Annotated in this window: 19 protein-coding genes; 16 read left to right on the top strand and 3 right to left on the bottom strand. The window is 67.9% G+C overall.

Annotated elements, in window-relative coordinates:
• Positions 1–10 precede the first annotated feature (10 nt).
• Positions 11–1,075 (top strand): L-idonate 5-dehydrogenase, encoded by a 1,065-nt coding sequence (locus ASF06_RS12605; protein ID WP_055947586.1) that lies wholly within the window; start codon positions 11–13, stop codon positions 1,073–1,075.
• 6 nt (positions 1,076–1,081) lie between these two features.
• On the opposite strand, the gene ASF06_RS12600 is transcribed toward ASF06_RS12605, so the two are convergent.
• Complete coding sequence (locus ASF06_RS12600) at positions 1,082–1,984, bottom strand: LysR family transcriptional regulator (RefSeq protein ID WP_055947580.1); 903 nt, start codon at positions 1,982–1,984, stop codon at positions 1,082–1,084.
• Between the two features lie 71 nt (positions 1,985–2,055).
• On the opposite strand from ASF06_RS12600, the gene ASF06_RS19560 reads away from it, so the two are divergent.
• From ASF06_RS19560 to pth, 4 genes are all read left to right on the top strand, one after another.
• Positions 2,056–2,946: an EamA family transporter gene (locus ASF06_RS19560; RefSeq protein WP_055947577.1), complete on the top strand. Its 891-nt coding sequence runs from the start codon at positions 2,056–2,058 to the stop codon at positions 2,944–2,946.
• A 12-nt stretch (positions 2,947–2,958) separates the two neighbouring features.
• The gene (locus ASF06_RS19555; protein ID WP_055947574.1) at positions 2,959–3,903 is read left to right on the top strand and encodes a hypothetical protein; all 945 of its coding nucleotides are present in this window, start codon (positions 2,959–2,961) and stop codon (positions 3,901–3,903) included.
• A gap of 196 nt (positions 3,904–4,099) precedes the next feature.
• Positions 4,100–4,720 carry a 50S ribosomal protein L25/general stress protein Ctc gene (locus ASF06_RS12585; protein ID WP_055948459.1) on the top strand — a complete coding sequence of 207 codons (621 nt, stop codon included), beginning with the start codon at positions 4,100–4,102 and terminating at the stop codon, positions 4,718–4,720.
• A gap of 4 nt (positions 4,721–4,724) precedes the next feature.
• Positions 4,725–5,309, top strand: a complete 585-nt coding sequence (gene pth, locus ASF06_RS12580; RefSeq protein ID WP_082500967.1) for an aminoacyl-tRNA hydrolase — start codon at positions 4,725–4,727, stop codon at positions 5,307–5,309.
• A gap of 1 nt (position 5,310) precedes the next feature.
• On the opposite strand, the gene ASF06_RS12575 is transcribed toward pth, so the two are convergent.
• Complete coding sequence (locus tag ASF06_RS12575) at positions 5,311–5,898, bottom strand: hypothetical protein (protein WP_055947572.1); 588 nt, start codon at positions 5,896–5,898, stop codon at positions 5,311–5,313.
• Between the two features lie 59 nt (positions 5,899–5,957).
• Here ASF06_RS12575 and mfd point away from each other — a divergent pair, with 59 nt between their 5' ends.
• The 11 genes from mfd (at position 5,958) to ASF06_RS12520 (ending at position 19,518) form a co-directional block, all read left to right on the top strand.
• Positions 5,958–9,569, top strand: coding sequence for a transcription-repair coupling factor (mfd, locus tag ASF06_RS12570; protein WP_055947569.1), 3,612 nt, complete (start codon positions 5,958–5,960; stop codon positions 9,567–9,569).
• Positions 9,566–10,216: a MazG family protein gene (locus tag ASF06_RS12565; protein WP_055947565.1), complete on the top strand. Its 651-nt coding sequence runs from the start codon at positions 9,566–9,568 to the stop codon at positions 10,214–10,216. Before mfd ends, ASF06_RS12565 begins: the two co-directional genes overlap by 4 nt.
• Before the next feature lie 25 nt (positions 10,217–10,241).
• Positions 10,242–11,525 carry a histidine--tRNA ligase gene (gene hisS, locus ASF06_RS12560; RefSeq protein ID WP_082500920.1) on the top strand — a complete coding sequence of 428 codons (1,284 nt, stop codon included), beginning with the start codon at positions 10,242–10,244 and terminating at the stop codon, positions 11,523–11,525.
• Positions 11,526–11,553: 28 nt separating this feature from the next.
• On the top strand, positions 11,554–11,997 hold the full coding sequence (locus ASF06_RS12555) for a MarR family winged helix-turn-helix transcriptional regulator (RefSeq protein WP_055930267.1): 444 nt from the start codon (positions 11,554–11,556) through the stop codon (positions 11,995–11,997).
• Between the two features lie 198 nt (positions 11,998–12,195).
• The gene (locus ASF06_RS12550; RefSeq protein ID WP_055947558.1) at positions 12,196–13,797 is read left to right on the top strand and encodes an MDR family MFS transporter; all 1,602 of its coding nucleotides are present in this window, start codon (positions 12,196–12,198) and stop codon (positions 13,795–13,797) included.
• A 10-nt stretch (positions 13,798–13,807) separates the two neighbouring features.
• A complete protein-coding gene (locus ASF06_RS12545; RefSeq protein ID WP_055947554.1) occupies positions 13,808–14,263 on the top strand; it encodes a MarR family winged helix-turn-helix transcriptional regulator in 456 nt (151 codons plus the stop codon).
• 98 nt (positions 14,264–14,361) lie between these two features.
• A complete protein-coding gene (gene eno, locus ASF06_RS12540) occupies positions 14,362–15,642 on the top strand; it encodes a phosphopyruvate hydratase (RefSeq protein ID WP_044439059.1) in 1,281 nt (426 codons plus the stop codon).
• 42 nt (positions 15,643–15,684) lie between these two features.
• Positions 15,685–16,236: an FtsB family cell division protein gene (locus ASF06_RS12535; protein WP_055947551.1), complete on the top strand. Its 552-nt coding sequence runs from the start codon at positions 15,685–15,687 to the stop codon at positions 16,234–16,236.
• On the top strand, positions 16,233–16,751 hold the full coding sequence (locus ASF06_RS12530) for a DUF501 domain-containing protein (protein WP_055947548.1): 519 nt from the start codon (positions 16,233–16,235) through the stop codon (positions 16,749–16,751). The genes ASF06_RS12535 and ASF06_RS12530 overlap by 4 nt, the downstream gene beginning before the upstream one ends.
• Positions 16,748–18,013: a S8 family peptidase gene (locus ASF06_RS12525; RefSeq protein ID WP_055930256.1), complete on the top strand. Its 1,266-nt coding sequence runs from the start codon at positions 16,748–16,750 to the stop codon at positions 18,011–18,013. The genes ASF06_RS12530 and ASF06_RS12525 overlap by 4 nt, the downstream gene beginning before the upstream one ends.
• Before the next feature lie 38 nt (positions 18,014–18,051).
• Positions 18,052–19,518, top strand: coding sequence for an NAD(P)/FAD-dependent oxidoreductase (locus ASF06_RS12520; protein ID WP_055947546.1), 1,467 nt, complete (start codon positions 18,052–18,054; stop codon positions 19,516–19,518).
• Between the two features lie 56 nt (positions 19,519–19,574).
• Here ASF06_RS12520 and ASF06_RS12515 read toward each other — a convergent pair whose 3' ends face one another.
• Entirely contained in the window at positions 19,575–20,561 is a 987-nt protein-coding gene (locus tag ASF06_RS12515) for an alpha/beta fold hydrolase (RefSeq protein ID WP_055947544.1), read from the bottom strand.
• Between the last annotated feature and the right edge of the window lie 22 nt (positions 20,562–20,583).

The raw sequence follows: 20,583 nt of genomic DNA, 5'->3' as shown, positions 1-20,583 counted from the left end.
GAAGCACCCGATGACCACCACCACAGCAGCACGTGCGGCCGAGGAATCGACCGCGGTCGGCGTCGTAGCGCATGCCAAGGACGATCTGCGGGTCGAGAGCGTGGAGGTGCCGACACCCCGGGCAGACCAGGCCGTCGTCGACATCGCCTACGGCGGCATCTGCGGCTCCGATCTGCACTACTGGCTGCACGGCGCGGCCGGAGAGTCGATCCTCAGGCGCCCCATGCTGCTGGGGCACGAGGTCGTGGGCACGGTGCGCATCGCCGCCGCAGACGGCAGCGGTCCCGCGGCGGGCACTCCCGTCGCCGTGCACCCGGCCACGCCGGGTGCGGGCGACGGCTCGCGCTATCCAGAAGACCGCCCCAATCTGTCGCCGGGGTGCACCTACCTGGGCAGCGCGGCGAGAGATCCGCATACCGACGGCGCCTTCGCCTCGCGCGTCGTGCTCGACAGCCGGATGCTTCGTGCGCTTCCCGAGGGCCTGTCACTGCGAGACGCGGCCCTGGTCGAGCCCGCCAGTGTGGCCTGGCACGCGGTGACGCGGGCGGGTGATGTTCGGGGCAGACGGGTCCTGGTGATCGGAAGCGGTCCGATCGGAACCCTCATCGTCGCGGTCCTGAAACGTGCCGGTGCTGCCGAGATCATCGCAACCGACATGTTCGAGGGCCCATTGGCCGTCGCATCCGCCGTGGGAGCGCACAAGACGATCCTGGCGACGGATGCCGACGCGATCGCCGCGGTCGACGCCGACATCGCCCTCGAGTCGTCCGGCAGCCACCGCGGCCTCGCCTCCGCCGTGCGCGGGGTGACCCGGGGCGGACGCGTCGTGATGGTCGGGCTGCTGCCATCCGGTGAACAGCCCGCACTCATCTCGATCGCGATCACACGGGAACTCGAGCTCGTCGGGTCGTTCCGATTCAACGACGAGATCGACGACGTGATCGCCGCGCTCGCGGACGGTTCGCTGCAGGTGAGCCCGGTCGTCACCCACGAGTTCGCGGTCGAGGACTCCCTGCGGGCCTTCGAGGTCGCACGGGACTCGGCGGTGTCGGGAAAAGTGCTGCTGACGTTCTGACGCGACTCAGCCGCTGATCGCCGCCTCCGCCACGAGCTCGTCGAGGACGAGGCCCACGGCCCGCCTGGCCGCGCGGTCGGGGCGCATCAGAACCTCGATGCGGCGGCCGGCCCGGAGGTCCGTGAGGGGAAGCAGCACGTACCGTCCCGGCGCCCGTTCCAGGGAGGTGTTGCGGGGCAGCAGCGCGACGCCGTGTCCTGCCGCGACCAGCTTCTCCGTGAGGGGCAGGTGAGTTGTTCGATGCACGACCCGTGCGGGTGCGCCGACCTGGGCGGACATGGCCTGGAGCACCCGGTCGAGCGGAAAGTCGACCGGAACGCCGATCCAGTCCTCGTGGATGACGTCGGCGGGGGAGACCTTCTGGTGTGAGGCGAGGGGGTGACCGATCGGCAGAGCCACGTCGAGCGGCTCCCTCAGCAGGGGGACGACGGCCAGGCGCTCGCGGTCGGGCGGCAGCACATCGTCTGAGCGGTGCGCCACGACGATGTCGAAGTCGCTCGTGAGCGCCGCGAAGTCGTCCTGCGAGACGTCGCGATCCGAGATCTCCAGTGCGATACCGGGGTGCGCGCGCATGCGCGTGAGCAGTCCGGGCACCAGGAGCTCGGCCGCCGAGTAGAAGACCGCCAGGCGCACGGTGCCGGATGCTCCGCCCTGGAATGCGCTCCAGGTCGCTTCCGCCTCGGCCATCGCTGTCGCCACGCGCACCGAGCTCTCTGCCAGCGCGTGCCCCGCGTCGGTGAGACGCACTCCGCGTCCGACGCGTTCCACGAGTGCCGTGCCCATCTGCCTCTGCAGGGTGCGCAGCTGCTGCGACACGGCGCTCGGCGTTTTGCCGAGGGCGTATGCGACTTCGGTCACGCTTCCGCGCTCGGCCAACTCCCGAAGGAGGGCAAGCTGATTGAGATCCATGTAGGCAGGCTACAAAGTCGATGACGTCTGATGCAATTGTCCTTCAGTGACATCTCGGACACGATGGGCACATGTCTCCTCGTGATCGACTCCTCGCCGTGCTCGTCGCCGTGTGCTGGGGGCTCAACTTCCCGGCCACCGCGCTCGCCCTCGATCACTTTCCGCCGTTCTTCATGGTGGCGCTGCGGTTCGCCCTGATCGCCGTGCCGACCGTGCTGTTCGTCCCTCGCCCTCAGATCCGGTTCCGCTGGCTTCTCGGTGCCGGGCTCGGCATCGGCCTCCTGCAGTTCGCCTTCCTCTACGCCGGCATGGCCGCCGGGATGCCGAGCGGCCTCGCCTCGCTCGTGCTGCAGGCATCCGCGCCCTTCACCGTGCTGATCGCCGGCATCTGGCTGCGCGAGCGCATCACCCGGCGCCAGGCCGTCGGCATAGCGATCGCCGTACTGGGGCTCGCCGCGATCGCCGTGCACCGCGCCCAGGTGGCCGCCCTTCTGCCCGTCATCCTCACCCTCTGCGGAGCGCTCGGCTGGGCGATCGGCAACATCTCGACGCGCAAGGCCGAGGCCCCGAATCCGTTCCGGCTCACGCTCTGGATGTCGGTGGTGCCGCCGGTGCCGATGCTCGCGTTGGCCCTGCTGGTCGAGGGCCCGGAGCGGATTGGCGACAGTCTCGCGACGAGCTTCACGCTGGACGCGCTCCCTGCTGTTCTCGGACTCCTCTATATCGTGCTCATCGCGACACTCGTGGGCTACGGAATCTGGGGAGGCCTGCTCAAACGAAACCCGTCGAGCGTCGTCGCCCCGTTCTCGATGCTGGTTCCGGTCGTGGGCGTGCTCGCCTCGTGGCTGGCCTTCGGCGAGGTGATCGACCAGGTCGAACTGATCGCGGGAATCTTCGTGGTGGGCGGCGTGCTGTTCGCGAGCACCCGGCGCCGTCGTGTGGCGGTGACGGCCGCGGGCTGACAGGATCGCTGCATGTCCCAGCGCATCTTCTCCGCATCAGACTTCCAGGATCCTCCCGCTCGCGGCGGGCGCTCGAATGGCCGATCAGGGGGAGGGTCGGTCGCGGGTCGGATCGTCAGCGCCCTTGTCGCGCTGCTCATCACGGCTCCGGCGCTGCTGCTCGTGATGGCCGGCGGGGCGCGCTCCTACTCCGAAACGCTCCAGCGGCTGAACACCGAGCTCGTGCCGGCCGCGATCCTGCTGCTCTCCGCTGGACTCGTGCTGGTGCTCATCGTCTCGTTGACCGGGCTCTTCTCCTCCCTCGGGCCGCTCGTCGCCGGACTCGTCGCAACGGGACTCGGCATCGCGTTCCTGGCGATCCCGACCCTGTCGACCTCGGTCGCCGTCAGCCTGCCCGCCATGGGTGTGAGCCCGTTGAGCCTTCTCGTGTTCTGGTGCCAGTCCGGGCTCCTGCTCGCGACCGGAATCGTGTTCCTCGGCGCGGCCCTCGGCCGCGTGATCGCCGCCCGCAGCGATCGGGCGAGCCGGAGAGGGGCGAAGACGGTCGTCTCCCTCGTCGTCGGCCTCGTCGCGACACCTCTCGGCATCGTCCTGGTCTCCTTCGGGTCGACCGGCCTGCTCCGGTCATTCGGCACCGCTGCCGAGTCGACCACCCCGGTGCCGAACACGCTCGGCCTGCTGCTCGCCGGCGCGGTCGTGCTGGCCGGGGTCGCCCTCACCTCCGGGTGGAGCTCCGTCGGCGTCTCGGTGGCCGGCATCCTCTCCCTGCTCCTCGGCCTCCTCGCCGTGGTGCCGACCGCCGTCGTCTGGATCTTCACCACGGCGTCCGGGCCGCTCGGCACCGACGGCGCGAGCGGACTGAGCTCGGCCGTCGCCCTGGGATTCATCGCCGTGCTGGGCATCGTGTTCCTCGGATCGGCCGCCTCGGGTGCGAGGGCGCGACGCATCCGGCGCTGACCCGGCCGTGTACACTGACTACTGAACTTCGGCGAGGGATGCCGTTCGGCGTGCGATCACGTGCCCGGGCGCATCCGTTATCGACGCGGTGGATGAGGCACGCAACACCCCTGTCTTTCCTCTCGCTACACGCGGTCGAGTTGAATCATTGACACTAACGATGCGGGCCTCACGGCTCGCCAAGGAGCACATTCTCATGGCTGACAAGAACACCCAGTCCGAAAACCGCGTTTCCGCCGAGGTCCGCACCTCGTTCGGCAAGGGCGCCGCCCGCAAGATCCGCGCGATCGGCAAGATCCCCGCCGTTCTCTACGGCCACGGAACCGAGCCGGTGCACATCACGCTGCCCGGCCACCAGGTCGCGCTCATCCTGCGCAAGGCGAACGCCGTTCTCGACCTCGACATCGAGGGCACCGAGCAGGCCGCGCTGGTCAAGGACGTTCAGAAGGACCCCGTGCTGCAGATCATCGAGCACATCGACCTCATCGTGCTGCGCAAGGGCGAGAAGGTCCAGGTCGAGGTCCCGATCCACGTCGAGGGTGAGTCCTTCGCCGGCACGCTGGCGTCGCTCGACGAGAACACGCTGCTCGTCGAGGTGCTGGCCATCAGCATCCCCGAGCGCATCACCGTCGACATCGAGGGTGCCGTCGAAGGCACCCAGATCTTCGCGAAAGACGTCGTGCTGCCCGAGGGCGCGACGCTGGTCAGCGACCCCGAGCTTCTCGTCATCAACGTCACCGTGCCGGAAGAGGCCGACCTCGGCGACTCGCTGAGCGCCGGTGACGAGGCCACGGGCACGCCCGAGACTGCCGAGTAGTTCACTGTCTGACAACGTCTGGCTCGTAGCCGGGCTCGGGAATCCCGGGCCCGGCTACGCTGGCAACCGGCACAATGTGGGCCAGATGGTGCTCGACGAGCTCGCCTCGCGCATCGGCTCGAAGTTCGGCAGGCACAAGACGAACTCGACCGTGGCGGAGGGCTTTCTGCGCCCCGGCGGTCCGAAGCTGATCCTGGCCAAGCCCAACTCCTTCATGAACAACTCGGGCGGACCGGTCTCGCAGCTGCTCAACTTCTACAGCCTCGAGCCGTCGCGCCTGATCGTGGTGCACGACGAGCTCGACATCCCCTTCGACACCGTTCGGTTGAAGTCCGGGGGAGGCCCCGGCGGCCACAACGGCATCCGCGACATCATCAGCGCCGCGGGCACGCCCGAGTTCATCCGCGTTCGCGTGGGGGTGGGCCGCCCGCCCGGTCGTATGGATGCGGCGGACTTCGTGCTGCGCGATTTCTCCGGCACCGAGCGCCAGGCCCTGCCGAATCTCCTGGTGGATGCCGCGGACGCGGTCGAGAAGATCGCCGACGACGGGCTCACGGCCGCCCAGCAGCAGTTTCATTCACCTGCTTGACTCAGCCGACGGAGCTGAAGATCTCCGGAGCCGAGGCGAAGGTCACGCCGTAGAACACGACGAATGAGATCACGGGCGTCGCGACGGCCAGGGCCATGGCCACGATTCCGAACGCCCGTCCGCGCTTCTTGAGCGTGGCGATCAGGCCCTGCACGAGCGCCCACAGGCCCAGCAGCGTTCCGCCGACGAAGAACGCCATGCTCAGCACGCCGAAGGCGGCGACACCGGGATCGTCGGCCGAGATCGCCGACTGGTCGATCGTGCCGCCGTCGGTGATCATCTGCCCGGCGAGGGGAGCGAAGGCGAGACCTGCGACGACCGAGAGCACGAGGGCGAACACGAGCACCACGAGGGCTGCGATGAACGCAACGACCCCCAGGGTCTTCGGCAGCGCCGGAGGTGCGTTGTGGAACACCGCTGCCGACGGCGTGTGGCTCGTCGCTGAGAAGGGACTCGGCTGCGGGGGAGCCGCGGCGGGCTGCGGTGGCTGCTCCTGCTGCTGCGACTCGGGGGCGTACTCGCCGAAACGAGGCCGGGGCCGCTCGTCGCGAACCGGCTCAGGCGGCTCGATGGGGGGAATGTGGGACATCCACTGAACTCTACCCGCGCACGGGGGTGCGTGTCGGTGGGCCCGCGTAAGCTTGAACGGTGATCCTCCAGGGCTTGACTCGTGCGCTTTCGCGCGCCTCCACGTTCGACAACGCCCTCGCGTACGCGGCACGCGATGCGGACTTCTCGCTCACCGAGGGCCTGCGGGCTCCGCTTCTCGCCGGTCTTCTCGACCAGCGCGGTGCGAACGATCTCCCGCAGGCGCTGCTGGTCGTCACCGCCACCGGCCGCGAGTCCGAGATGCTCCGCGGCACCCTCGCATCCATGAGCCCCGACGCCGAGATCGTCGAGTTCCCGGCGTGGGAGACCCTGCCCCACGAGCGCCTCAGCCCGAGCGCCGAGATCGTCGGCAAGCGCATCGACGCGCTGCGCCGGCTCGCCACCTGGAACGGCGAGAAGCCGATCGTCGTCGTGGCCTCCGTGCGCGCGGCGCTGCAGCCCCTCGCCGACAATCTGGCCGACCTCGAGCCGATCCACCTGGTCACGGGCGGCCGCGGGTACGATCTCGCCCGGCTCTCGCTCGACCTGGTGAACCTGGCCTACTCGCGCGTCGACATGGTCACGCGCCGAGGCGAGTACGCGGTGCGCGGCGGAATCCTCGACGTGTTCCCTCCCGTGGCCGAGCACCCCTATCGCGTCGACTTCTTCGGCGACGAGGTCGAGTCCATCCGCGCATTCTCGGTGGCCGACCAGCGGTCGCTCGACACGGCTGTGCCGAGCGTCGACCTGCCGCCCAGCCGCGAGCTGCTGCTCTCCGACGCGGTGCGCCAGCGCGCCCGCGAGATGCAGCACGAGTTCCCGAGCATCGCCGGTCTGCTCGCCAAGATAGCCGAGGGCATCCCGGTCGAGGGAATGGAGTCGCTGGCTCCCGCCCTGCTCGACAGGCTGGTCACGGTCGCCCACTACCTGCCCGAGGGCGCGGCCATCGCTGTTCTCTCGCCCGAGAAGGTCGCCAGCCGCGCCGTCAGTCTCGCCGAGACGAACCGCGAGTTCCTCGCCGCGGCATGGACGGCCGCGACCGCGGGTGCCGAGGCGCCCATCGACCTCACCAGCGGCGAGTTCATCACGCTCAATGAGCTGCGGTCCGCCGCCGGCCCCGATCGCGCCTGGTGGACCCTGTCGACCTTCCAGTCGGCGCCGGGCGCGGCCGATGGTCTCATCGAGGTGCTGCCGGAGCATCGCGATATCGAGGAGCACCTGACGGTGCGCATCGATGCCGATCCCGTTCCGAGCTTCCAGGGCAACGTCGACGGCGCGATCGAGCACGTGCGCGGCCTCGTCGCCGACGGCTGGACAGTGGCGGTCGTCGCCCAAGGCGCAGGCCTGGTCGAGCGGGCCGCCGACGTTCTCGCCGAGAACGAGATCGCGGCGCGCGTCGTCGAGCTCTTCCCCGACGACGCCGAGTCGGGCATGGCCTACCTGCTGAAGGCGACGGTCGACCACGGTTTCCAACTGCCCGAGATCAAGCTCGCCCTCATCGCGGAGTCCGAGTTCTACGGGCGCACGGTGGGCTACGACTCCCGCCAGGTCAAGAAGCTGGCCTCGCGGCGGCGCAACGTCGTCGATCCTCTGCAGCTCAAGCAGGGCGACTATGTCGTTCACACCACCCACGGCATCGGCAAGTTCATCGAGTTGACGCAGCGCGAGGTCAAGTCGGGCGGGCGCAACCCCATCAAGACCACCCGCGAGTACCTCGTGATCGAATACGCGCCCTCGAAGCGCGGCTATCCCGGCGACAAGCTCTACGTGCCCACAGACCAGCTCGACCTGCTGTCGCGCTATGTCGGCGGCGAGGCGCCGGGTCTGTCGAAGATGGGCGGCAGCGACTGGTCGGCGGCCAAGGGCAAGGCCCGCAAGGCCGTGCGCGACATCGCGGTCGAACTCGTGAAGCTCTACTCGGCGCGCATGGCCTCGAAGGGTCACGCGTTCGGGCCGGACACACCGTGGCAGCGCGAGCTCGAAGAGGCGTTCCCGTTCGCCGAGACGCCCGACCAGCTCACCGTGATCGACGAGGTGAAGGCCGACATGGAGCGGCCTATTCCCATGGATCGCCTGCTGTCGGGCGACGTCGGCTTCGGCAAGACCGAGGTCGCCGTTCGTGCGGCCTTCAAGGCGGTGCAAGACGGCAAGCAGGTGGCCGTGCTCGTTCCCACCACGCTGCTCGTGCGGCAGCACCTCGAGACCTTCCAGGAGCGCTTCGCCGGATTCCCGGTACACCTCCGCCCGCTTAGCCGGTTCCAGACCGAGAAGGAGTCGAAGGAGACGATCGCCGGAATGAAGGACGGCACCGTCGACGTGGTCATCGCCACGCACCGGCTGCTCTCCGAGAACATCGGCTTCAAAGACCTCGGTCTCATGATCATCGACGAGGAGCAGCGCTTCGGCGTCGAGCACAAAGACGCGCTGAAGAAGCTCAAGACCAACGTCGACATCCTCTCGATGAGCGCCACCCCCATTCCCCGCACGCTCGAGATGGCGGTCACCGGCATCCGGGAGATGTCGACGCTCGCCACCCCGCCCGAGGACCGGCACCCGATCCTCACCTTCGTCGGCCCCTACTCCGACAAGCAGGTCGGGGCCGCCATCCGGCGCGAGCTCCTTCGCGAGGGCCAGGTCTTCTTCGTGCACAACCGCGTCTCGAGCATCAACAAGGTCGCCGCGCAGCTCGCCGAGCTCGTTCCCGAGGCGCGCATCGGCGTGGCACACGGCCAGCTCGGCGAGCACCAGCTCGAACAGGTGATCGTCGACTTCTGGGAGCGCAAGTTCGACGTGCTCGTGTCGACGACCATCATCGAGACGGGCCTCGACATCGCCAACGCCAATACGCTCATCGTCGACCGCGCCGACAAATACGGCCTCAGCCAGTTGCACCAGTTGCGAGGGCGCGTGGGCCGTGGGCGAGAGCGGGCCTACGCCTATCTGCTCTACGACGAGCACAAGCCGCTCACCGAGCTCGCGAACGACCGGCTCACCACCCTGGCAGCCAACAACGAGCTCGGCTCGGGCATCCAGGTGGCGTTGAAAGACCTCGAGATCCGCGGCGCCGGAAACCTGCTCGGCGGCGAGCAGTCCGGCCACATCGCGGGCGTCGGCTTCGACCTCTACCTGCGAATGATCGGCGAGGCCGTGTCGACCTTCCGCGGAGATGTGGCCGAGGGCCAGACCGAGCTGCGGCTCGAGCTTCCGGTCGACGCCCACATTCCCGACGACTACGTCGACAGCGAGCGGCTGCGCCTCGAGGCCTATCAGAAGCTGTCGACCGCCAGCTCGCCCACATCGAACGACGAGCAGATCGACCTCGTCATCGACGAGCTCACCGACCGCTACGGCCAGCCCCCGGCGCAGGTGGCGAACCTCGTTGCGGTGTCGCGGCTGCGGCGCCAGGCCCAGAAGTCCGGCCTCGGCGAGGTCGTCACTATGGGGTCGAACCTGCGTCTGGCCCCGGCCGACCTTCCCGACTCCATCCAGGTGCGCATGCGCCGCATGTACCCCGACGCGAAGTATTTCGCCCAGGCGGCTGCCGTCTCCATTCCGTTGCCCGTCGTCGACGGCAAGGTTCTGGAGGACGCCGCCCTCATCGACTGGACGAAGAGCGTGCTCACGGCGCTCTTTCCTGCGCCGGTGGTGGCAGAGAAAGAGAAGCAGTCGTGAGCTACCCGAAGCTCGACGAGCTCGTTCGCACGGTCGCCCGGCTGCGCGGCCCGGGCGGCTGCGCCTGGGACGCGGACCAGACCCACGAGTCGCTCGTGCAGTACCTCGTCGAAGAGAGCTACGAGCTCGTCGAGGCGCTGGAGTCGGGAACACGTGACGACATCATCGAAGAGCTGGGCGACGTTCTCTACCAGGTACTGTTCCACGCCGATCTGGCCGCGCACACACCCGGCGAGGAGTTCGACATCGAGGTCGTCGCCGAACGCATGACGGCCAAGATGGTCGGTCGGCACCCGCATGTCTTCGGCGACGCGGTGGCCCACACGGCCGACGATGTCGTGGCCGTCTGGGACGACCTGAAGGCGGTCGAGAAGCCGGGGCGCACGAGCGTGCTCGACGGCATCCCCCAGGGCATGCCCGCGCTCGCCCTGGCCGACAAGGTCATCGGGCGCGCGCAGAAGGTCGGTGTGCTCGACAAAGACGCCGAGGCTTCCGTGCCCCTGCAGTCCGAAGACGAGCTCGGCGGGCTGCTTCTGACGATCGTGGAGTCTGCCAAGGCCCAGGGCCTCGACGCCGAGCGTGCCCTGCGTGGGGCGCTGCGCGAGCTGCAGGGCGAGATCCGCGAGGCCGAGGCCGACGATCATTAGAGCCGGCGATCAATAGAATCGAACAATGGCCTCTGCAGTAACCCCTCCCCGTGGCATGCGCGACTTCCTCCCTCGAGAGAAGGCCACGAGGGAGCACGCTCTCGCCGTGATCCGTCGCAGCTACTCGGCGCACGGCTTCGATGAGATCGAGACGCCGGTGATGGAGGACATCCAGCGCCTGCACTCGGGCCTCGGCGGTGACAACGAGAAACTGTCGTTCAGCGTGCTGAAGCGCGGCATCGAGAAGTCAGACCTCGAGACGGCGGTCGACACAGACGACGCCCAGACCCTGGCCGACCTCGGGCTGCGCTTCGACCTCACTGTTCCTCTTGCGCGGTTCTACGCCACGCACAGGGCAGAACTGCCGGGGGTGTTCCGCAGCGTGCAGATCGCGCCGGTGTGGAGGGCGGAGCGGCCGCAGAAGGGTCGGTACCGGCAGTTCATGCAGTGCGACATCGACATCATCGGAGACGCCTCAGCGCTCGCCGAGGTCGAGTTGATCTCTGCGACGCTCTCGACATTGGATGCGCTCGGCCTGCAGGGCTGCACGGTGCGCATCAACGACCGCCGGCTTCTCATCGGCATGCTCGAACTGTTCGGCTTTCCGGCCGAGAGCCACGATGCGGTTCTGATCGTGATCGACAAGATCGACAAGGTCGGCACCTCCGGAGTGGTCGACGAGCTGCGCGCCAAGGCTCCCGAGCTCGCCGAGGCCACGGATGCGCTCGAGGCGTTCTTCCTGCGCCCGCAGGATCGCATGATGCGCCCGTTCGGCCACGACGCCATCGCGCACGCTCTTCCCGAGGGCATCGACGCCGCGCTCGTCGCCGAGCTCGCCTCGATCGGCGACGCCCTCGACGCCGACCGCATCCGGTTCGACCCGTTCCTCGTGCGAGGCATGGGCTACTACACCGGCACCATCTTCGAGATCGCCCACCCCGATTTCTCGTTCTCGCTGGGAGGCGGCGGGCGCTACGACGGCATGATCGGTCGATTCCTGGGAACGGATGTCCCGGCCGTCGGCTTCTCCATCGGGTTCGAACGCATCGTCGACCTCGTCGACCTGCCCGATCAGAAGGCGGCGGACTCCGTCGCCCTGCTGCACGACGCCTCGACCCCCGCAGTGCTGCTGCAGTCCCTGAAAACCGAGCTGATCGCATCCGGATCGCGGGTGCGACTCGAGCGCAAGGCCAAGAACGCCAAGCTGCAGCTCGAACGGCTCGCCGCGGCGGGCTTCACGCGCGTGGCCACTGTTCAGAGCAGCGATGAGGGCGTCGACGACCTGAGATTCCGGGCTCTGGGACAGTAGACCATAGCCGGGCTATACACTGAATCAAGTGAACAGCGAACTCAGCACCATTCTCGGCGACCTCGTATCGGTCACCCACCGTCTTACCCGCCTCGCTGCGCAGGCCACCGGCGATTCAACGTCACCTGCCACGTGGCGCACGCTCAGCGTGCTCACCTCCTTCGGCCCCATGCGTCTCGGCGAACTCGCCAAGCACAGCCGGGTCAGCCAGCCCACCATGACCAAGATCGTCGCCAACCTCAATGAGGTCGAGTGGATCAAGCGCATCGCCGACAGCACCGACGCGCGTGCCTGGCAGATCGCCATCGCGCCGAAGGGCCAGCGGGCGCTCGCCGACTGGCGCGACCGTCTCGGCGAAGCGCTCGAACCGCTCTTCGACGAGCTCGACCCCGACGATGTCGCCGTGCTGCAGCGCACCGTCGACCTGCTCGAGTGCAGCATCGCCGTGCGCGGCGAGGTCATCGCCGCCTGACTCGTCTCGCCGCCACGCGGCCCCATGTTCTACGACCCCCGGAGAAATCCGGGGGTCGTTGCGTTTTAGCAACTACCTTGCTATAGTTGATGCTAGTCAACTTTCTCCTCATCGATGAGCGGTGGGGAGTTTTCTTTTGGGAGTTCCGTGTCCACTCGTTCCATCGCCGAATCTCAACCCGGCACCGCCTCAACCGGCATGACCCAGCGCCAGACTCTTCAGGCGCTGTCGGGTCTTCTGCTCGGCATGTTCGTCGCCCTCCTCGCCTCGACCGTCGTCTCGAGCTCGCTGCCGAAGATCATCGGCGACCTCAACGGCAACCAGGCCGCGTTCACCTGGGTGGTCACGGCCACCCTGCTCGCCACGACCGTGTCGACACCCATCTGGGGCAAGCTGGCCGACCTCACGAACCGCAAGCTGCTCATCCAGATCTCGCTGGTCATCTTCACCCTCGGGTCGATGCTGGCCGGCTTCTCGCAGGACACGGGCACGCTGATTCTGTTCCGCGTTCTGCAGGGCCTCGGTGCCGGTGGACTCACGGCCCTCGTGCAGGTCGTGATGGCCGACATCATCAGCCCTCGTGAGCGCGGCAAGTACATGGGGCTGCTCGGCGCGGTCATGGCCGTAGCCACCGTCGGAGGGCCGCTGGTCGGCGGCATCGTCACCGACTCGATCGGATGGCGCTGGAACTTCTACATCGCCGTGCCCTTCGCCGTCGCGGCGATCATCCTGCTGCAGTTCACCCTGAAGCTGCCGAAGATTCGCAAGAAGGTCACCATCGACTACCTGGGCGCGGTGCTGATCGCGGCCGGCGTCTCGCTCCTGCTCATCTGGGTCACGCTCGCGGGCAACAACTTCGAGTGGAACTCGTGGCAGAGCTACCTCATGGTGGGTGGAAGCATCGTGCTTCTCGGCCTCGCCGTGTGGGTAGAGCTCACGGTGAAGGAGCCCATCATCCCGATGACGCTCTTCACGAATCGCACGTTCACGCTCGCGGTCATCGCCAGCATCTCCGTCGGTGTGGCCATGTTCGGCACCAGCGTCTTCCTCGGCCAGTACATGCAGCTCGCCCGCGGCGCCACGCCGACGGAGTCGGGTCTGCTGACGATCCCCATGATCGGAGGCGTGCTCGTCTCCTCGACCATCGTCGGCCAGCTGATCAGCCGCACCGGCAAGTGGAAGCGCTACATGGTCACCGGATCCATCCTGCTCACCATCGGCGTCTCGCTGATGTCGACGCTGCGCTACGACACGAGCTACGTTCTCGTCGCGGTATTCATGTTCATCATGGGTTCCGGCGTGGGAATGGTCATGCAGAACCTCGTGCTCGTCGTGCAGAACTCCGTCGACCCCCGCCAGCTCGGTGTGGCCAGTGCGTCGGTCGCCTTCTTCCGGAGCCTGGGAGGAACGATCGGAGTATCGGTCATGGGAGCCGTGCTCGGCACGCAGGTGGCGCAGTTCGTGAAAGACGGACTGACGACGCTCGGTGCGGCCGGGGCGCAGGCCGCCCAGGGTCTGAGCGGGGGAGCGATCCCCGATCTGAGCACGCTGCCGGCGCCGGTGCGCGTGATCGTCGAGGCCGCCTACGGCCACGCGATCGGAGACGTCTTCATGCTGGCGATTCCGCTGGCCGTGATCACGGTCATCGCGATCGCGCTGCTGCCCGCCAAGCCGCTCGGCACGAAGACCGCTCTCGAGCAGCTGACGGACACCCCGGCCGACACGCTCGTGGCCGTGAGCGCCGACGAGGTCGGCGCGACGCCCCGCACCGGCTCGAGCCCTACGGTGAGAGAACGGTAATCTGGTGGCTGTGACCGACCCGACGATTTCAGAGCAGGAGCTGATGCTCGGAATCGAGGCGGGCATCGTCGAGCTCTTCCGTTCCGGCCGGTCGGCCCTTCGCGACTACGCCAAGGGGTTCCACCCCGATCTGCAGCCCACCGGCTTCAACATCCTGCGCATGATCTTCACGTGCGCTCCGGCGCAGGCGAGCACGATCATCCAGCAGATGGGGCTCGACAAGAGCGCCGTGAGCAGGCAGATCAAGGTACTGCGCGACCTCGGCCTGGTCGATACCCAGCCCGATCCGCGCGACGGGCGATCGAGCTTCCTCGTTCCCACGCCGTTGGCCGAGGAGCGCATGGAGGTTCTGCGGCAGCGGGTCAAGAACGACTACCGCGACAGGCTCGGCGAATGGACCTCCGACGACCTCGCGACCTTCTCGGCGCTTCTCGCCCGCTTCAACGCCAGCGACCCGAGGGCCTGACTCAGCCACGCGCATCCGGCGGGTCGTTAGACTTGCGATCGGACAGCGGAAGGCGCTCTCCATGCAAACCACCTTGCTCTGATAGAGGAGATACACCAGTGGCATTGATCGAAGCCGTAGGCGCTCGCGAGATTCTGGATTCCCGGGGAAACCCGACCGTTGAGGTAGAGGTGCTGCTCGAAGACGGCATCGTCTCGCGCGCCGCCGTTCCCTCGGGAGCCTCCACCGGTGCCTTCGAGGCATACGAACTGCGCGACGGCGACAAGAGCCGTTACCTCGGCAAGGGCGTGCAGAAGGCCGTCGCCGCCGTGATCGACGAGCTCGGCCCGGCCATCGAGGGCCTCGACGCCACCGACCAGCGCCTCATCGACGCCGAGCTCATCAACGTCGACGGCACCGAGAACAAGAAGCGCGTGGGCGCCAACGCCATCCTCGGCGTCTCGCTCGCCGTGGCCAAGGCTGCCGCCGACTCGGCCGACCTGCCCCTGTTCCGTTACGTCGGAGGACCGAACGCGCACACCCTGCCCGTTCCGCTGCTCAACATCATCAACGGCGGATCGCACGCCGACAACGACATCGACGTGCAGGAGTTCATGATCGTTCCCCTGGGCGCGGAGTCGTTCTCCGAGGCGCTGCGCTGGGGTGTCGAGACCTACCACTCGCTCAAGTCGCTGCTGCACTCCAAGGGTCTGAGCACCGGCCTCGGCGACGAGGGCGGATTCGCCCCCAACCTGTCGAGCAACCGCGAGGCCCTCGACCTCATCGCCCAGGCGATCCAGAACGCCGGCTTCACGCTCGGAAGCGACATCGCGCTCGCCACGGACGTGGCCGCGAGCGAGTTCTACAAAGACGGCTCGTACCACTTCGAGGGCAAGCAGCTCTCGGCGCTCGAGCTCACGGCGTACTTCGCCGACCTGGCCGCCAACTACCCGCTGGTCTCGATCGAAGACCCGCTGCAGGAGGACGACTGGGAGGGCTACCAGCACTTCACCGCAGAGCTCGGATCGAAGCTGCAGATCGTCGGTGACGACCTGTTCGTCACGAACCCCGTTCGTCTGCAGAAGGGCCTCGATCTCGGCGCTGGCAACTCGATCCTGGTGAAGGTCAACCAGATCGGCACGCTCACCGAGACGCTCGACGCCGTCAGCCTGGCCCAGCGCCACGGCTACACCGCGATCCTGTCGCACCGCTCCGGCGAGACCGAAGACACGACGATCGCCGACCTCGCCGTCGCCACCGACTCGGGCCAGATCAAGACCGGAGCGCCTGCCCGCAGCGAGCGCGTCGCTAAGTACAATCAGCTTCTGAGGATCGAAGAAGAGCTGGGCGACGCCGCGTTCTACGCCGGCCGCACGGCCTTCCCCCGCTTCAAGGGCTAGAGCCTCACCGGCAGCAGAAGCCACCCGAACGAAAGGCGCTCGATGCGCAAGCCGACACTGGGCATGCCCCTTGGGGCTCCCTCGTCGCACGACGCATCGGCGCCGAGGAATGCGCGCACCCCCCGGGGTGCGCGCATTCCGCGTTCCCGCAGCACCTCGCCGCAGAAGCACAGCTTCCGCGTCTCGGGTCTCACCTTCGTGATCCTCGGCGTGCTCATCGTGTTCGTCGTCGTGCTGGCTCCCAGCCTGCGGCTCTACATCGAGCAACGGCAGCAGCTCGCCGCACTGCAGCAGTCGGTCGCCGACAAGCAGTCCCAGAACGCCCAGCTCGATTCCGAGGTGGCGAGATGGAGCGACCCCGCGTACATCAAGGCGCAGGCACGCGAGAGGCTCTACTTCGTCATGCCGGGCGAGACGAGCTTCCTGGTGATCGACGACCAGGCCCCGACCGCGCCGGTCGACAAGACGCCCGTGAGCACCGACATCCAGAACACCAAGGTCGACTGGCTCGGCGCGATCTTCTCGTCGGGCGTCGGCGCGGGACTGAGCACCCAGACCCCCGAACAACTCCAGGAATCCGGAACGATCCAGTGACGACCCCTCCCTTCGATCCGCCGACCGAGAAAGACGTCGCCACGGTGTCTGCGCAGCTCGGACGCCCGGCGCGCAACGTCATCGGCATCGCGGCGCGCTGCGTGTGCGGCGCCCCGACGGTGGTGGCCACCAAGCCCCGCCTCGAAGACGGAACGCCGTTCCCCACTCTCTACTACCTGAGCCACCCCGCCGCCACCGCGGCGATGTCGGCGCTCGAGGCCACGCAGGTCATGGCCGAGTTCCAAGACCTGCTGCCGCACGACGATGAGCTGCGCGCCCGGTACCAGTCGGCGCACGAGACGTACATCGCCGACAGGGAGGGCATCGAGGTCGTTCCCGAGCTCGCCGGGGTCTCGGCCGGCGGAATGCCCGTGCGTGTCAAATGTCTGCACGCCCTCGCCGGACATGCCCTCGCGGCCGGCCCCGGAGTGAATCCGATCGGTGATCTCGCACTCGAGCGCGGACGCTGGTCGCCGACGGTCTGCGAGTGCATCGACTACGAGGCGATCGCGTGAGTGAACGCCGCCGCACGTCACCCCTCCGGGTCGTGGCGATCTCGGCGGCGCTCGCCACCGGCATCCTCGCCGTCGCCCCGATTGGCGACGTGCCAACGGCCCACGCCGACGCGGTGCGGAGCGCCGAGTACTGGCTCGCCGACTACGGCGTGCAGGCGGCCTGGAACACGACCCGTGGCGCGGGCGTGACCGTGGCCGTGATCGACACCGGGGTCGACGGATCGGTCGCCGACCTGTCGGGCGCCGTCGTCGGCGGAACCGACGTCTCGGGAATCGGCACGGCCGACGGGCAGACACCGGTCGGAGACGACGACGAGCACGGAACGATGGTCGGATCGCTGATCGCCGGCCGCGGAACAGGCGGCAACGACGGCGTGATCGGCGTCGCTCCAGAAGCCTCCCTGCTCTCGATCAGCGTCGCCCTGGGCGCGGGAGTCGTGGGGACGGACGACCAGATCGCCAACGCTGTTCGCTGGGCCGTCGACAACGGCGCCGACGTCATCAACATGTCGCTCACCCGCAACAGCCTCGACTGGCCCACGAGCTGGGATGACGCCTTCCTCTACGCGGCGGACCACGACGTGGTCATCGTCGCGGCGGCCGGCAACCGGGGCAGCGGAACCACCGAGGTCGGTGCGCCCGCCACCATCCCCGGTGTTCTGACCGTCGCCGGCGTCGACCGCGACGGCGATGCGAGCTTCGACGCGTCGAGCCAGGGCATCACGATCGCCGTCTCCGCTCCCAGTGAGCAGTTGGTCGGCGTCGTCCCGGGCGGCGGATACGTGACCTGGGCGGGAACGTCCGGAGCCACGCCCATCGTGTCGGGCCTCGTCGCGCTGGTGCGCGCGGCGCATCCCGACCTCGACGTCGCCGGCGTCATCAACCGCATCGTCAGCACGGCCACGCCCAAGGGCGATCCGGTGCCCGGCCCGATCTACGGCTACGGTCTCATCAACGCCGAGGCGGCGGTCACGGCCGACGTTCCGGCGGTCACAGACAACCCCATGGGATCGCTCGCACAGTGGATCGCGACCTACAGGCCGTCGCCGGATGCGTCGGGTGCGGGACCGAAGGTCATAGCGGCTCCCGAGACCGATGAGCCGGGCAAGACCACCGACCGGGCCGCGTCCTGGTGGCCGAGCGTTGCTAAACTGACGATGAACGGAATTCCCATCGCAGTGATCTCCGTGTTCCTGATGCTTCTCGCGGTGATCATCACGGCGGCAGTGGTGCATGTTCGGCGCGTGCGGCGCAGGGAGTAGATTAACTACAACACCTTCCCCCTAGGAGAGCTTTCACTGTGCCCAGAATTCTGATCGTCGGCGGCGGCTATGCCGGTTTCTACACCGCATGGAAACTCGAGAAGTGGCTCCGGCCCGGCGAAGCAGAGGTCACCGTCGTCGACCCGCTTCCCTACATGACCTACCAGCCGTTCCTGCCGGAGGTGGCTGCCGGCTCCATCGAGCCGCGGCACGCGATCGTTCCCCTGCGTCGTCACCTGAAGAAGACCGAGATCGTCGCGGCCAAGGTCACCGGCATCGACCACGCGTCGAAGACGGCCACGATCACGCCCAACATCGGTGAGCCCTACGAGTTCGCCTACGACCAGATCGTCGTCACCGCCGGATCCGTCTCGCGCACCTTCCCGATCCCGGGCGTCGCCGACGAGGCCATCGGCCTCAAGACGATCGAAGAGGCCGTCGCCATCCGCGACCGCATCCTCACCAACATGGACAAGGCGGCGGGCCTTCCTGCCGGCCCCGAGCGCGACCGCCTGCTCACCATCGTCGTGGTCGGCGGTGGCTTCGCCGGCATCGAGATCTTCGCCGAGTTGCGCTCGTTCGTCAGCGGCCTGCTCAAGCAGTACCCCGAGATCAAGTTCGAAGACACGCACTTCCACCTCATCGAGGCGATGGGCCGCATCATGCCCGAGGTCTCGCTGCCCACGAGCCTCTGGGTCATCAAGAACCTGGCTGAGCGCGGCGCCGAGATCCACCTCGACACGCAGCTCAAGTCGGCCGTCGACGGAGTAATCGAGCTCTCGACCGGCGACAGCTTCGAGTCCGACACGATCATCTGGACCGCCGGCGTCATGGCGAGCCCGATGCTCAAGGGCACCGACCTTCCCATCGAGGAGCGCGGGCGCCTGCAGGTTCGCCCCGACCTTCGCGTGGGCACCGCAGACAACATCGTGCCCGACGCCTGGGGCGCCGGAGACGTGTCGGCTGTTCCCGACCTCTCGGGCGGCGGCGTCGGCGGCTTCTGCGTGCCGAACGCTCAGCACGCGGTCCGCCAGGGGCGCCTCATGGCCAAGAACATCGTGGCGGAGCTGCGCGGCGAGAAGCTCGTCGAGTACAACCACAAGAACCTCGGAGCCGTCGCAGGCCTCGGCATCGGCGTCGGTGCGTTCCAGTCGGGCAAGATCGCCGTCAAGGGCCTCCCGGCCTGGTTCATGCACCGCGGTTACCACGGACTCGCCATGCCCACGTGGGAGCGCAAGATCCGTGTGATCGGCAACTGGGTGTTCAACTTCGTGCTCGGCCGCGACATCGCGTCGCTCGAGGCCCGGGTTCACCCGCGCGCAGCGTTCGAGGCATTCGCCTCGCGTCCCCGCCCTGCCGCCGAAGCGCCCGCCGAGCCCGCAGCCGAGGCCAAGAAGCCCGCCGCCAAGCGCGCGCCCGCCAAGAAGACCGCCGAGAAGAGCCTGCCCTCGCCCGAGGGTGCTCCGATCGTGGTCGGCGGCGGCGACCCGGTCGACACCAAGTAGCCGAGCAGCAGCTCGAAGGCGAAAGCGCCCGTTCCCTCCAGGGGGCGGGCGCTTCGTCATTTCTCGTCGGGGTCGCCCATCGACTCGGCGTGCATCGTCTTGCCGCGGGCGATGGTCTCGTCGTCGTGCGCAAGAATTCCGACCGTCTCTGTGACCCGACCCACGACCGCCTTGGCGGCATCCGCGGGCGGCTTCTCGTCTTCGTCGTCGGGGATGTCGTCGGCCGACAGGTCGTAGGTGCGTAGGGTGTCGTCGTCGGTTCCCGGATGCTCGGCGAACGCCACGCAGAGACGCGCCACCTCGTCGGCGTGGGCGTGCATGACCGAGTGCGCGGAGTCGGGCATCTCCCAGCTGCGCGAGTGGGGGAGGAGCTCGCCCACCCGGGTGACCCAGTCGCGGGGCGCCACCGCATCGTGCTCTCCGCGGATGACGAGGGTGTTCGCTTGAACGAGCGGCAGTCGGTCTTCGATCGGAAAGCGCATCATGCGCGGCAGCACCCGGAAGAACCACTTGAAGCCGCAGAGAAGATAGGAGCTGACGGCGAGGAACTTGACCCTGCCCGGCTCGTGCCACGCGGACTGCAGGAAGCGCAGCGCCTGGGTGGGAATGCGCCTCTCCGCGGGGTTCACCACGGGGCCGATGAGCACCAGCGTGGTGATGTCGGGCCGGCGCGAGGCGAGGTCGGTGACGATCTGTGTGCCCATCGAGTGCCCGACCACGATCGGGTCGACCAGGTCGAGCTCGTCGATGACCCGGCCCACGAGATCGGCGTAGCCCCGGATGCTCAGGGCCGACTTCGGGTGCGGCACGCCCGCGAATCCCGGCAGATCGAGGGCGTGAACGGGGCCGAAGCGGTTCAGGTTGGGGGCGAGTCGCTCGAAGTAGTTGCTCGAGACGCCGATGCCCGGAACGAGTACGAACGGCCGGTCGCCGGTCTTGCCTATGGTGCTGACGCGAACGTAGAGCTCTCCGTCGTATACCCGGTCGACGGTGACCTCGGTGGAGGAATTCGTCTGGGGTTCCGATCGGCGACGCCTGCTCATTATTAGAGGGTACTAAGGAGTG

The organism is Agreia sp. Leaf244 (assembly GCF_001422695.1).
Lineage (GTDB): Bacteria > Actinomycetota > Actinomycetes > Actinomycetales > Microbacteriaceae > Agreia.
The sequence above is the reverse complement of the archived record's forward strand: the minus strand, read 5'-3'. Positions and strand labels throughout refer to the sequence as shown.